At 63.0% G+C, this 12,496-nt stretch carries 14 protein-coding genes; 4 read left to right on the forward strand and 10 right to left on the reverse strand.

The window, feature by feature from the left end; all coding sequences use genetic code 11:
- Positions 1–368: 368 nt before the first annotated feature.
- Genes SS05631_RS19215 through SS05631_RS19225 form a run of 3 tightly spaced genes read right to left on the reverse strand, consistent with a single transcriptional unit; the run spans position 369 to position 3,104 of the window.
- Complete coding sequence (locus SS05631_RS19215; RefSeq protein ID WP_037420977.1) at positions 369–1,241, reverse strand: SDR family oxidoreductase; 873 nt, start codon at positions 1,239–1,241, stop codon at positions 369–371.
- Positions 1,229–2,401 carry a tRNA epoxyqueuosine(34) reductase QueG gene (gene queG, locus SS05631_RS19220; protein WP_037420974.1) on the reverse strand — a complete coding sequence of 391 codons (1,173 nt, stop codon included), beginning with the start codon at positions 2,399–2,401 and terminating at the stop codon, positions 1,229–1,231. The genes SS05631_RS19215 and queG overlap by 13 nt, the downstream gene beginning before the upstream one ends.
- A gap of 10 nt (positions 2,402–2,411) precedes the next feature.
- Complete coding sequence (locus tag SS05631_RS19225) at positions 2,412–3,104, reverse strand: glutathione S-transferase family protein (protein WP_037420971.1); 693 nt, start codon at positions 3,102–3,104, stop codon at positions 2,412–2,414.
- Between the two features lie 257 nt (positions 3,105–3,361).
- On the opposite strand from SS05631_RS19225, the gene SS05631_RS19230 reads away from it, so the two are divergent.
- Positions 3,362–4,168: an undecaprenyl-diphosphate phosphatase gene (locus SS05631_RS19230; protein WP_037420968.1), complete on the forward strand. Its 807-nt coding sequence runs from the start codon at positions 3,362–3,364 to the stop codon at positions 4,166–4,168.
- Positions 4,169–4,279: 111 nt separating this feature from the next.
- Here SS05631_RS19230 and SS05631_RS19235 read toward each other — a convergent pair whose 3' ends face one another.
- The 7 genes from SS05631_RS19235 to dnaN all read right to left on the reverse strand — a co-directional run bounded on the left by SS05631_RS19235 (position 4,280) and on the right by dnaN (position 9,538).
- Positions 4,280–4,441 (reverse strand): hypothetical protein, encoded by a 162-nt coding sequence (locus SS05631_RS19235; protein WP_012710132.1) that lies wholly within the window; start codon positions 4,439–4,441, stop codon positions 4,280–4,282.
- 239 nt (positions 4,442–4,680) lie between these two features.
- Complete coding sequence (locus SS05631_RS19240) at positions 4,681–5,661, reverse strand: complex I NDUFA9 subunit family protein (RefSeq protein WP_037420965.1); 981 nt, start codon at positions 5,659–5,661, stop codon at positions 4,681–4,683.
- A 135-nt stretch (positions 5,662–5,796) separates the two neighbouring features.
- Entirely contained in the window at positions 5,797–6,084 is a 288-nt protein-coding gene (locus SS05631_RS19245) for a DUF1330 domain-containing protein (RefSeq protein WP_037420963.1), read from the reverse strand.
- Positions 6,085–6,211: 127 nt separating this feature from the next.
- Positions 6,212–6,916 (reverse strand): orotidine-5'-phosphate decarboxylase, encoded by a 705-nt coding sequence (gene pyrF, locus SS05631_RS19250; protein WP_037421074.1) that lies wholly within the window; start codon positions 6,914–6,916, stop codon positions 6,212–6,214.
- 5 nt (positions 6,917–6,921) lie between these two features.
- A complete protein-coding gene (locus SS05631_RS19255; RefSeq protein WP_037420961.1) occupies positions 6,922–7,503 on the reverse strand; it encodes a histidine phosphatase family protein in 582 nt (193 codons plus the stop codon).
- A gap of 15 nt (positions 7,504–7,518) precedes the next feature.
- Entirely contained in the window at positions 7,519–8,121 is a 603-nt protein-coding gene (pmtA, locus tag SS05631_RS19260; RefSeq protein ID WP_083854119.1) for a phospholipid N-methyltransferase PmtA, read from the reverse strand.
- Between the two features lie 298 nt (positions 8,122–8,419).
- A complete protein-coding gene (gene dnaN / locus SS05631_RS19265; RefSeq protein WP_037377962.1) occupies positions 8,420–9,538 on the reverse strand; it encodes a DNA polymerase III subunit beta in 1,119 nt (372 codons plus the stop codon).
- 254 nt (positions 9,539–9,792) lie between these two features.
- Here dnaN and rsmI point away from each other — a divergent pair, with 254 nt between their 5' ends.
- The 3 genes from rsmI to SS05631_RS19280 all read left to right on the forward strand — a co-directional run bounded on the left by rsmI (position 9,793) and on the right by SS05631_RS19280 (position 12,485).
- Entirely contained in the window at positions 9,793–10,722 is a 930-nt protein-coding gene (gene rsmI, locus SS05631_RS19270) for a 16S rRNA (cytidine(1402)-2'-O)-methyltransferase (RefSeq protein WP_244412197.1), read from the forward strand.
- Entirely contained in the window at positions 10,712–11,080 is a 369-nt protein-coding gene (locus tag SS05631_RS19275; RefSeq protein ID WP_037420957.1) for a YraN family protein, read from the forward strand. Before rsmI ends, SS05631_RS19275 begins: the two co-directional genes overlap by 11 nt.
- Positions 11,081–11,186: 106 nt before the next feature.
- Positions 11,187–12,485, forward strand: coding sequence for an extracellular solute-binding protein (locus SS05631_RS19280; protein ID WP_037420955.1), 1,299 nt, complete (start codon positions 11,187–11,189; stop codon positions 12,483–12,485).
- The last annotated feature ends 11 nt before the right edge of the window (positions 12,486–12,496 follow it).

The following is a 12,496-nucleotide window of genomic DNA, read 5'->3' on the forward strand; positions in this document are numbered from 1 at the left end:
CCATTCATTAGGATTTATTGAAAAATGCTGTTAATTTAAAACGAGATGCCGTTTTAATTGCTTTAGAAGACCCAAGAAGTTCTTTTGAATCAGCGCCTAAACGTTTCCTGCGGGTTTTGGTTCCTCCCAACTCCCAGGCTGACGTAAAAAATCATTTAAAATTTCGATGCGCGTGAATTTCTACGAATTTCCCTCATCAAAATCCCCATCTATCGCCCAGGTTGTATCGAATGGCGAAGTATAGGTCGAAATAGGGCAGTATGAGGCAGTCAAGGTGAGTCGTCCGAATCTATTACTTTCGGATGATCTCGCAACATGCTTTCGGCGGTGGGGGATATTCTGATAAAAGTATCGGAGAGGTGGTTTTACTATCCACGCCAGGTCCCGCTTGCCCATAGCTGTGCAAGCGAAACGCGATAATTCGGATAGGCTAAGTCGAATCCGGTCTCGCGCAGACGCGCATTGGAAACGCGCTTGTTCTCACCATAGAAGGAGCGCGCCATCGGCGACATCTCCGCGCTCTCGAAGGGAATTTCCGGGGGCGGTTCGACGCCCATCAGCCGGGCGGCCTCGGCCACTACGTCCTGCGGCGGTCCCGGCTCGTCGTCGGTCGCGTTGAAGATCCCGCCCATGCCGCGGTCGGCAAGGAACGCGGCCGCCGCGCCGATATCCTCGACGCGGATGCGGTTGAAGACCTGGTTCGCCTTGACGACCCGTCGGGCCGTGCCTTCGGAAAGATTGCGGAAAGCGTTGCGGCCCGGGCCGTAGATGCCGGCAAGTCGAAGCACGGCGACGGGAACGCCCCGCCTGGCGCCATAGTCCGACCAGGCGTTTTCCGCCTCGACCCGTTCCTTCGAGCGCTGCGAAACCGGCTTCATCGGCGTTTCCTCGCTGACCCAGCCGCCGCCATGGTCGCCATAGACGCCGACGGTCGAGAGATAGCCGACCCAACGGAGTCGCGGCATGAGGTCGTCGAGTGGCGGCGTCGCCGAGCGGAACATCGGGTCACCTTCGCGTCCCGGCGCGATCGATTGGATGAGGTGCGTCGTCTTGCCCATCGCCTCGGCGAGTCCCGGGGAAATGTCGTCGCCGTCGAACAGCAGCGGCTCGATGCCGGCCGCCTGGAGCGCCGTCAGCTTGTCCGGCGAGCGGGTCGTTCCCGCGACCGACTGTGCGGCTGGCGCCAGCGCCTTCGCGATCGCCGTGCCGGAATAGCCGGTACCAAGTATCAGGACATGCATCGGCTCACTCCCGCCATTTGCCATTCCGAAAGCACCTCGTCATCCGTTTCCTGCCCGCACTCCATAGCGAAGGCGGAGAGCTCGTCAGCTGCCATCAGCCGCGAAAGCGCCCAGACGGCCATCGCCCGGACCGTTGGGGAGGCATCACGCGCCAATGCCTTGCAGGCGGGTAGCAACTTCTCTTCACCGGAATTGCCGGCGGCGATCAAGACATTTCTGACGAAACGGTCGCGGCCGATGCGTTTCACCGGAGAGCCGGAAAACAGGCTGCGGAAGGCGGCGTCGTCGAGCGTCAGCAGGGCGGCGAGCTCCGGTTCCCTGAGGTCCTCCCTGGCTTTGAGCTTCATCTCCGCGGCCGAGTGCGCGAATTTGTTCCAGGGACAGACGGCCAGGCAATCGTCGCAGCCATAGATGCGATTGCCGATCAGCGGTCTGAGTTCGGGGTCGATCGGCCCCTTGTGCTCGATCGTTAGATAGGAGATGCAGCGCCGCGCATCGATCCGATAGGGCGCCGGGAAAGCGCCGGTCGGACAGGCGTCGAGGCAGGCCCGGCAGGAGCCGCAATGGTCCCGCTCGGGATCATCGATGTCGAGATCGGCGGTCGTGAACAGGCTGCCGAGAAACAGCCAGGAGCCGAATTCGCGGCTGACGAGATTGGTGTGCTTGCCCTGCCAGCCGAGTCCGGCCTTTTCCGCCAGTGGCTTCTCCATGACCGGCGCGGTGTCGACGAAGACCTTCACATCCTCTCCGGCGCGCGCCGCAAAGCGCGTGGCGATCTCCTTGAGCCGTCCCTTGACGACGTCGTGATAGTCGCGGTTCCGGGCATAGACGGAGATCGCGCCGCGATCTTGCTTGGCGAGGATCTCAAGCGGATCGGTGTCGGGCCCGTAGTTCATGCCGAAGAGGACGATCGAGCGGACATCGCTCCACAGCACACGCGGATCGGCGCGCCGCTCCGCCGTCTCGGACAGCCACTCCATCGTGCCGTGACAGCCGGCGGTCAGGAATTGCCGGAGCCGCTCCGGCGCCTGCGGTATGGCATCCGGCCGGGTGATCCGACAGAGCTCGAAGCCCTTGGCCGCGGCTTCCTCCTTCAGAAAGGCGGTGAGCGTCCGGCGTTTCCTGCCCTGGTTCTCCGCCTTTGCAGCGTCGCCGGGCATTGTCGTGTCCTTAGAAATCGAGGTCCGCATAATGTGAAACGGGGGTAACGCCGCGCACCCGCTCGGCGAGCAGCGGGCGGAAGGACGGCCGCGATTTGAGCCGCTGGTACCATTCCTTGGCGGTCGGGGCGTCGGACCAGTCGATTTCGCCGAGATAGTCGAGGACGGAGACCGCCGCGGCCGCCGCGAGATCGGCGTAGGAAATCCGATCGCCTGCAAGCCAGGGACGCGAGCCGGCGAGCCAGGAGAGATACTTCATATGCTGGCGGATATTGTTGCGCGAGGTCCGGAGGATCTTCGAATCCGGCGCGCCGCCGCCCTGGTCCGGCGTCATCTGCAGCTTGTAGATGCGCTCGCGCACCAGCGGCCGGGTGACGTCGGCCTCCATCTTCTGCAGGAACCATTCGCTGAGCCGGCGGATTTCGGCGCGCTGAAAGGGATCCTCCGCCAAGAGCCGGCGATCACGCTTCATGATGCCGCTGGTCTCGTCGAGATACTCGGAGATGATCGTCGCGCCGCAAAGCGCCCGCATGCTGTCGTCGACATAGACCGGCAGGGTGCCGGCCGGGTTGAGCGCCAGGAAGTCGCGCCGATTCTCCCAGGGCTGCTCTTCGCTCAATTCCGTCTGATAGCCATATTCTGAGAGAATAAGGCGTACGAACCGCGAGGCGGAGGACATGGGGTGATGATACAGTGTCGGCATCGATATCAGGGTGCAGCTGTTTTCGGGGATCTACAGCGCCGTGCGTCTTTTCAGACGCACAAAGGACGCTGCAGCACTTTGAATCGCTGCATGTTTTGATCCTTAAATCGGCTCGATTTAAGGAAACATGCAGTAGGCATCGCGGCATATGCAACTGGCCACGGCTTCATACAACGAGCTATAGGTAGTTGCGGTGGCAAACACAAGAGAATCGACTTTTTCCTCCCAAATCCAAGAATATCAGGAACCGTTCATATATGGCCGATCAATCGATCATCAGCGCGCTCGTGCTCGGGCTCATCGAAGGCCTGACGGAGTTCATCCCCGTCTCGTCGACGGCGCATGTGCTCCTTGCCGGACACTTCCTCGGCTTCAAGTCGCCGGGAAATACCTTCGCCGTGCTCATCCAACTCGGCGCCATCCTTGCGATCCTGCTCGTCTATTTCAAGAAGCTGCTGTCGATCGCGCTGGCGCTCCCGACAAGCGTCAAGGCGCGGCGCTTCGTCTTCTCGGTGCTCGTCGCCTTCCTGCCGGCGGCCCTGATCGGCGCCGCGGCGCATGACTTCATCAAGACGGTGCTGTTCGAGACGCCGATGCTGATCTGCGTCGTGCTGATCGTCGGCGGCGTCATCCTCTATGTGATCGATCAGCTGCCCTTGAAGCCGCGCTACACTGACGTCTTCGATTACCCGCCTTCGCTGGCGCTGAAGATCGGCCTCTTCCAGTGCCTGGCGATGATCCCGGGGACGTCACGCTCCGGCGCCACGATCGCCGGCGCTTTGCTGATGGGAACCGACAAGCGTTCGGCCGCCGAGTTCTCCTTCTTCCTCGCTATGCCCACCATGGTCGGCGCCTTCACCATCGATCTCTACAAGAACCGCAACGCGCTCTCCTTCGACGACATCAGCCTGATCGCTATTGGTTTCATCGCCGCCTTCGTCGCGGGCATCTTCGTGGTGCGCTCGCTGCTCGATTTCGTCTCGCAGCGCGGCTTCACGCCTTTCGCGATCTGGCGCATTGTTGTCGGCACCGCAGGCCTGATCGGCCTCTGGCTACTGGGGTAGGCGCAGCCCGAAAAACTAAAGCCGCATGCGTCTCTTGCGAAACGCATGCGGCCCCTGGCCCCCGCCAATAAACTCAAAATGTCTGCCTCACGGCCGAGGCAGTTGCCCGGCTTACCAGCCGGATGCGCCGATCGACGCGGTCGTGCACGGATCGACGCCATAGGCAGGCGTGCAGCCCTTGCTGCTGCTCGCCACAGTGCCCGGTGCGATGAATGAGCCAGCCAGAATGATCAGTGCCGCAGACGCAAAAAAGATTGCGATCGACTTGCCCATGGGACGTTGTGCCTTTCGAGTATGAAGTTGTCACCGCCTGCGCTCGCCGCGCCGTGGGTGCGAGCGGTGTTTATTCGCCGGGCGTGTCATGATCAATATCAGGACATGCTGAATCTGCGGTAAACACCATTCCGGTTTTCGACTGCGGCAGAACTGCAACGCTGTTGCGCCAGCGCCACAAGCAAAAGCCGCCGGCGGGACCGGCGGCTGGGATCAGACGACAACGCCCGCGGGGATGATCAGGCGGCGCGACCGCCGCGCGTGTACTGCCCCTGCGGGCGAAAACGCACCAGATAGGTCGGCAGGATCGAGTCCAACAACGTCGGCTCGATGCCGATGCCGGGGAGCGTCCGGCCTTCCGCTTTGGCGGCCGGGGAAACGACATTGTCGGATTTCAGCAACACGACCTGGTCGGCGGTGATCGGCGGCGCGATGAAGGGCACGAGCGATGCGACACTGCCGAGAAGCGACGCGATGCCGAAGGGGATCGAGACGAAGGAACGCTTGCGATCGATCGTTTCGAGCATGATCTCGAGACATTCGCGGAACGAAAGGACCTGGGCGCCGCCGAGTTCATAGATCGTCCCGCCCTTGAGCTTGCCGTCGACGGAGCGGGCGACGGCTTCGGCGACATCCGTCACATAGACCGGCTGGAACTTCGTGTGGCCGCCGCCGATCAGCGGCAGGGCCGGCGCGAAACGCGCCATGCTGGCGAATTTGTTGAAGAAATCGTCCTCGGGTCCGAAGATGATCGACGGCCGCAGGATGACCGCCTCTGGCACCGTTTCGAGGATGGCGATCTCGGCCCGGCCCTTGGTGCGGGCATATTGGGATTCGGAATTCGTGTTGGCGCCGATCGCCGAAATGTGCGTCAGCTGTGCACCGGCCGCGCGGGCGGCTTCGGCGACGGCCCGGGCGCCGAAGTCCTGGACCGCGTCGAAGGTGTTGCGGCCGCGCTCGAAGAGCACGCCGACGCAATTGATCACGTGATCGGCCCCCTCGACGGCGCGGTCGACGGACCGGCGATAGCGCAGGTTGGCCTGGACGAAGGAAATCTGGCCCATGGTGCCGAGCGGCTGGAGATGGCCCGCGAGGTCCGGCCGCCGCACCGCGACGCGGATGCGATAGCCTCGCTTTGCAAGCGCGCGAACCACATGACGGCCGACAAATCCGGATCCGCCGAAAATCGTCACCAGCGGCGGAAGGTTGGACAAGGTCATGGGAAGCGCACTCCTGAGGTCGTTGGCAAGAATGGATTGCTACATAGCCGAAGCAGCGGGCAAGGTGAAGGCCATTCCACGGCACGGCTTGTTAGCCTTCCGTCCGCTGCCCGCGGCAGGGCTCCCAGCTAATCCTCAGACGCCCTCAACCACCACCATCTCGGCGTCGGCGACCTCCTGGCGGATCGCCGCGGCGATCTGATATTCGGGGGAATTGTAGCAGTCGATCGCGGCCTGCACCGAGGGGAATTCGATCACCACGTTGCGGGCGCGCACGGCCCCCTCCAGCCGGTGGAACTCGCCGCCGCGCGCCAGGAAGGTGGCACCATATTTCACGAAGGCGGGTTTTGCGGCCGCCACATAGTCCTTGTAGCGTTCGGGGTCTCTGATATCGACCCGAGCAATCCAGTATCCCTTGGCCATGATGAGCTCCTCGTCTTTCCGAAAAGTGCAGACGGGATCGTTACTTCCGGCAATTCCTGGTCGAGGTCAAGCGTGCCGGCAGACGAGAAGTCGAAAAGCCGAGTCTGGTTGCTTCCTGGCGACGGAATCAACCGGGGAGGGCGCTTTTCATCTCCGCGAGGATGGCGCGGCTCGCAGCCAGCGGATCGGTCGCCTTGACGATCGGCCGGCCGACGACGAGATGGCTCGAGCCGGCGCGGATCGCCTCGGCCGGCGTCATCACCCGCTTCTGGTCGCCTTTCTCCGCACCGGCGGGACGGATTCCCGGCGTCACCACCGCCATCTCCGCCCCGATGACACGGCGGACGGCTGCGGCTTCTTCCGCCGAGCAGACGATGCCGCCCATGCCGGCGGCGCGCGCCTGTTCGGCACGGCGCAGCACCAGTGTATGCGGATCGGTTCCATAGCCGGCATCGGCGACATCCTGGGCGTCCATTGAGGTCAGCACCGTGACGCCGAGCAGGCAGAGGTCGGATCCCTTCGCGGCGTCGACGGCCGCCTTCATCGCATTCGGATAGGCGTGCAGCGTCAGCATCGACATGCCCATCCTGGCGATGTTCTCGACGCCCTTCGCCACCGTGTTGTCGATGTCGAGCAGCTTCATGTCGAGAAAGACTTTCTTGCCGCCCGCGGCGAGATCACGGGCGAAATCCAAGCCGCCGGCGAAGACGAGCTGATAACCGATCTTGTAGAAGAGGACCTCGTCGCCAAGCGTCGAAACGATTTTCTCCGCCTCGGCGGTCGTCGGAATATCGAGGCCGACGATCAGCCGGTCACGCGCGCTTGTGCTCATGTCGATCACCCCTGCCAGATTTCCATCGGCGTCCAGTCGCATGTGACGCCGCGATCCGCAAGACGGAAGGCAAAGAGATTGCCGCCGCCCGGCAACTGGTCGGCGCTGCGGGCGATCGCCGTCCCGGTCATCCGGCATTTGAGCAGCGTGCCGACGCCGCCATGGCCGACAAAGGCGATCGGGACGGCCGGATCGTGGCGGTCGAGGATGTAGAATACCGCCTTCACAATCCGCGCCTGCGCGTCGATGGCGCGCTCCCAGCCCCTGAAACTTTTCACCGGATGGGCGAAGAATCGGTCCGCGGCCTTCTCGAAATCCTCTGGCGGCAGAAATCCGGTCGCGGAGCGGTCGTTCTCGCCGGTTTCCTCATCCGTTTCGACCGGAACGCCCGCGGCCTCGGCAAGGATCGCTGCGGTTTCCAGCGCCTTCCGTTCTCCGCTTGAGATGACGCGGCCAAGCAGCCGGACCCACGGCTGATTGGAGGTCAGGCGCGCCCGTTCCCGCCCGAGATCGGACAGGCCCCACTCCGGCACCGGGACAGCAGGATCGATCTGGATCTGCGGGTGCGTGATATAGACGCCGAACACGGGCGAGCCGTCCGTCTAATGGGCTTTGCTGTAAATCCAGAGCTGTGCCGGCGGGATGTTGCGCACGACGAAATCATAATGCTGGATGCGATAGCGATCCGGCATGGCGACGACCGGCGACATCGGCCCATAGGAGATCTGAACGACCGGGCGGCCGAAGGGGATGCGCGAGAGCAGATCGTCGATCAGCTCGACACGACGGTGCATCGGAAAATTAAGGAGCGGTACGGCGGAGACGACGCTGTCGAACTGCTGACAGTTCAGCGCGCCGAGCGTGCGCGAAAGGTCGAAGGCGTCGCCGTTGATGAAGTTCACACCGGCGAAATCCTGCTTCAACTGGTTGAAGAATTCGGTGGAGTATTCGATCGATACCAGCTTTTCAGGGGAGATGCCGCGCTCGAGGATCGCCTTGGTGATCACGCCCGTCCCCGGTCCGAGCTCAAGCACCGGCAAGCCGGAACGCGGATTGACGACGCTCGCCATCCGCCGCGCCGTCACCGCGGAGGTCGGCAGGATCGCGCCGACCGCGCGGGTGTTGCTCATCCAGCCCTTAAAGAAGCGAATCTCTTCGTCGAACTTCTGACCGAACTTTTCCTTCACCTTCAGGCGCAGACTCATCGAATCCCCTCGGCTTCATTGTTCCCATGGCTTTGCGCGCGGTACCCCGATTCGGCGGCCGCGCGTAAGCGTCTGCTCATAATGTGCTCCCATCTGCGGCGAAAACAAGTCGGCCTGCGTCTGAAAGCGACACTTTATCAACAACCAGCGACAGTCCCGCCAATGAAAAACCCGCCAGGCGGCAGCATGGCGGGTTCTATCCGATTTCGCGCCGCTGCCCGCCTCTTTAAATCGCAGTCGATTTCGGACCGGAAACGTGCTGCAGCGACCTCTGTGCGTTGATCGAGACGTATTGTCCTCAGACGCGCATCGGCATCAGCACGTAGAGCGCGTCGTCCGCGGCAAGATCGCGCACCAAGGTCGGCGAGCCGGGATCCGCCAGCATGAAGACCGCCTCATTGCCGGTAAGCTGGGCAGTGATGTCGAGAAGATATTTGGCGTTGAAGCCGATTTCGAGCGGATCGCTCTCATAACCGACCGGCAATTCTTCCGTTGCGCTGCCGGAATCCGGATTGTTGACGGTCAGCGTCATCTGGCCGTCGGAGAGCGCCAGTTTGACGGCCCGGCCGCGTTCGGAGGAGATCGTCGAAACGCGGTCGACGGCCTGTGCGAAGGACTGGCAGTCGACGCGCAGTTCCTTGTCATTGCCGGCCGGAATCACCCGCTGATAGTCCGGGAACGTCCCGTCGATCAGCTTCGACGTCATGACGATCGAGCCGATGGTCAGGCGGATCTTCGCGTCCGAGACCTCGACCGTGACCACCACGTCAGGAGTGTCGAGCAGTTTTTGCAATTCGCTGACGGTCTTGCGCGGAATGATGATGCCGGGCATGCCCTCGGAGCCGGCCGGCGCCTCGATGTCGGCGCGGGCGAGGCGATGGCCGTCGGTAGCCACCGCCCGCAGCTTGAGCTCGCCCTTGTTCTCAACCGTGTGGAAGAAGATGCCGTTGAGGTAGTAGCGCGTTTCCTCCGTCGAGATCGCGAACTGCGTCCTGTCGATCAGCATCTTCAGATCCGTCGCCTTGGCGCGGAAGGAATGCGAGAAGCTGCCGGCCGTGAGGTCCGGGAAGTCCGATTGCGGCAGGCATTGCAACGAGAACTTGGAGCGGCCCGAGGCGACGGTCATCGCCGTGCCCTCGGCATTGGTGGCGAGCAGCACCTCGGAACCGTCCGGCAGCTTGCGAACGATGTCATAGAGCAGATGCGCCGGAACGGTGGTTGCGCCCGCCTGTTCCACCTGCGCCGGTGTTGCCTCGGTGATCTCCAGGTCGAGGTCGGTCGCCTTCATTTCGAGGCTGGCGCCGTCGGAGCGCAGCAGCACGTTCGAGAGGATCGGGATCGTGTTGCGCCGTTCGACCACGCGGTGGACATGGTTCAGCGATTTCAAAAGATTGGACCGCTCGAGAGTAATGCGCATGGGATGCTACCGCTTTCAACCATTGCCGGACGGGCGGGGCGCGCCTGCCGCGGCGTCAAACTGCGTGTGTCCCGGCCGGCCGGCCGGAGCGATGTGGACGGGCAAAATGGCAGAAAAATCGCCGCGAAAGCAAGCGGTTTCGCGGGCTTTTCCCAAATGCAGCAGCCTGCCGTCCCGGCCGGCCTTGCCCTGCGCTGGCCGCTCACTCATAAAGGGCGCGAATCGGCAAGCCGGGCATCAGCGGGAACAGGGCGTTGGAAAAGCAGCAATCGGCCGAGGCGGCGGAGAAGGAAAGACAGCGCAGCTTTCGGCTGCACAATGCAAGCGTACCGGCGCGCCCCCTGGAACCGGCGCTCTATCTGGTGGCGACGCCCATCGGCAACCTCGCCGATATCACCTTGAGGGCGCTGGAGACGATTGCCGGCGCCGATCTGCTCGCCTGCGAGGATACGCGCGTGACGCGGGTGCTGCTCGATCGCTACGGCATCGTCAATCGGCCGGTCGCCTACCACGAACACAATGCCGCCGAGGCCGGGCCGCGGCTGATTGCGGGGCTCGCCGAGGGGAAATCGGTGGCGCTCGTTTCCGATGCCGGTACGCCGCTCGTCTCCGATCCCGGCTATCGCCTGGCGCAGCTCGCGATCGACGCCGGCCACAAGGTCGTTCCCGTCCCCGGCCCGTCGGCGCCGCTTGCCGCCCTCGTCGCGTCGGGACTTCCGAGCGACGCCTTCCTGTTTGGCGGGTTTCTGCCGACCAAGGACAAGGCGAAGCGTGACCGGCTCAGGGAATTCGCCGCTGTGCCAGCGACGCTCCTCTTCTTCGAGTCGCCGCACCGCATCGCCGCCACCGTCGCCGCCGCCGCCGCGGTTTTCGGCGAGGAGAGGAGAGCCGCTGTCTGCCGCGAGCTGACCAAGGCCTTCGAGGAGTTCCGCCGCGGCACGCTCGGCGAGCTCAAAGCCTTTTATGACCAAGGCGCGAGCGTCAAGGGCGAGATCGTGCTGGTGATCGGTCCGCCGGACGCAAAGCCCGTCGCGGAGGCCGCGGACGTGGACGCGCTGCTGAAGGAGCTCGTCCGCGACATGCCGATGGGCAAGGCGGCGACTGAGGCGGCGCGCCGGACCGGACTGCCGCGCAAGGAGCTTTACGATCGACTCCTCAGCCTGAAGGACAGTCATGAAGACTGAGCGCCCGGCTGCCCGCAAGCTCAAGGCGCTGAAGCGCGGCCATCTCGCCGAATACCGGGCCGCGCTCTGCCTGATGCTCAAGGGCTACCGGATCGTCGCGATGCGCTATCGCACCAAGCTCGGCGAGATCGACATCATTGCCCGCCGCGGCGACCTGATCGCCTGCGTCGAAGTCAAGGCCCGGGCGAGTTTCTACGGGGCCGTCTTCGCCGTCTCCGATACGGCGCAGCGGCGGATCAGGGCGGCGAGCGATATCTGGCTGTCGCGCCAGACGGATTTTCACCGCCTCTCGGTCCGCTACGACATCGTCGCCGTCATGCCCTGGCGCTGGCCGCGGCACCTGCCGGACGCGTTTTGATCAAACGATCAAAAATGTAATCGATCCGACACAAAAGCATTACCGGCCTGTCATCGAATGTCACTAGTCCACTGCCCACCGCAACCACGGTGGAGAGGGACCAGCCATGTTGAAAACCATTTCGCTCGCAGCCATTGCTCTTGCATTTTCCACGACGACGTCGCTCGCCGCGACCAACATCACCTGGTGGCACGGCATGGCCGGTCGCAACGGCGAGGTGATCAACGAGGTCGCCCAGAAATTCAACGTCTCCCAGAGCGCCTGCGCCCTGACGCCGGTCAGCAAGGGCACCTATGAGGAAGCGCTTGCCTCCGGCATCGCCGCTTTCCGCTCCGGCGAACAGCCGAACATCCTGCAGGTCTTCGACGCCGGTGCCGCAACCATCATCAACGCCAAGGGCGCCGTCATTCCGGCCGAGGACCTGATCACCAAGGCGGGCTACAGTTTCGACCGTGGCGCTTTCATCGACGGCGTGCGCTATTTCTACGCCGATAGCGAAGGCAAGTTCGTCGGCATGCCGTTCAATTCCTCGGCGCCGATCATGTATATCAACGACGAGGCCCTGAAGAAGGCCGGCGTCGAGGCCCCGAAGACCTGGGAAGAGTTCGAGGCTATCGCACCGAAGCTGAAGGAGGCTGGCTTCATTCCGCTCGTCCAGTCGCAGCTCACCTGGCAGTTCACCGAGAACTTCTTCTCACGCAACAACATCCAGTTCGCCACCAACAACAACGGCTACGACAGCGTCGTCGATACCAAGCTCAAGGTCACCGACCCGAACCTGGAGGTGATGTTCGAGAAGCTGAAGGCCTGGAAGGACCAGGGCTACTTCGCTTTCTACGGTGCCGGCTGGAACGACAACCAGAAAGTCTTTGAAGAAGGCAAGGCAGCCCTTTGGATCGGCTCCTCCGGCTCCTTCGGCGGTCTGCAAAAGACTGCGACCATGCCCTTCTCGGCGACCTTCCTGCCCTATTGGAACGCGATCAAGGGCGCCGGCACCAACTCCTTCATCGGCGGCGCCGCACTCTTTGCCATGTCCGGAAAGTCGGACGAGGAAAACAAGTGCGTGGCCGATTTCTTCCAGTTCCTGACCTCGCCGGAAGTCCAGTACTTCTATCACAAGGCCACCGGCTATGTTGCGATCACCAAGGCGGCCTATGAGCTCGCCCAGAAGGACGGCTACTACAAGGAAAAGCCGGTCGCCGAAGTCGGCATCAAGCAGCTCCTGCTGCCGGCCGGCGATTGGTCCAGGGGCTACCGCCTTGGCTTCTATCCGCAGATCCGCGAGATCATGGAGCGCGAATACGGCCGCATCTTCTCCGGCGAAGCGACCGTGAAGGATGCCCTTGAAGCGATCGAGAAGGAAGGCAACGAACTGCTCGCCCGTTTCGCCAAGACCGCCGGCTGATCGCGATGAGC

The organism is Sinorhizobium sp. CCBAU 05631 (assembly GCF_002288505.1).
Lineage (GTDB): Bacteria > Pseudomonadota > Alphaproteobacteria > Rhizobiales > Rhizobiaceae > Sinorhizobium > Sinorhizobium fredii_C.

Coding starts and splice junctions, on each gene's coding strand:
- pmtA (WP_083854119.1), bottom strand. CDS start 8,121: ATGAGTCTGCGCCTGAAGGTGAAGGAAAAGTTCGGTCAGAAGTTCGAC.
- SS05631_RS19225 (WP_037420971.1), bottom strand. CDS start 3,104: ATGCCGACACTGTATCATCACCCCATGTCCTCCGCCTCGCGGTTCGTA.
- dnaN (WP_037377962.1), bottom strand. CDS start 9,538: ATGCGCATTACTCTCGAGCGGTCCAATCTTTTGAAATCGCTGAACCAT.
- SS05631_RS19275 (WP_037420957.1), top strand. CDS start 10,712: ATGAAGACTGAGCGCCCGGCTGCCCGCAAGCTCAAGGCGCTGAAGCGC.
- SS05631_RS19245 (WP_037420963.1), bottom strand. CDS start 6,084: ATGGCCAAGGGATACTGGATTGCTCGGGTCGATATCAGAGACCCCGAA.
- SS05631_RS19235 (WP_012710132.1), bottom strand. CDS start 4,441: ATGGGCAAGTCGATCGCAATCTTTTTTGCGTCTGCGGCACTGATCATT.
- SS05631_RS19215 (WP_037420977.1), bottom strand. CDS start 1,241: ATGCATGTCCTGATACTTGGTACCGGCTATTCCGGCACGGCGATCGCG.
- pyrF (WP_037421074.1), bottom strand. CDS start 6,916: ATGAGCACAAGCGCGCGTGACCGGCTGATCGTCGGCCTCGATATTCCG.
- SS05631_RS19280 (WP_037420955.1), top strand. CDS start 11,187: ATGTTGAAAACCATTTCGCTCGCAGCCATTGCTCTTGCATTTTCCACG.
- SS05631_RS19240 (WP_037420965.1), bottom strand. CDS start 5,661: ATGACCTTGTCCAACCTTCCGCCGCTGGTGACGATTTTCGGCGGATCC.
- queG (WP_037420974.1), bottom strand. CDS start 2,401: ATGCCCGGCGACGCTGCAAAGGCGGAGAACCAGGGCAGGAAACGCCGG.
- SS05631_RS19230 (WP_037420968.1), top strand. CDS start 3,362: ATGGCCGATCAATCGATCATCAGCGCGCTCGTGCTCGGGCTCATCGAA.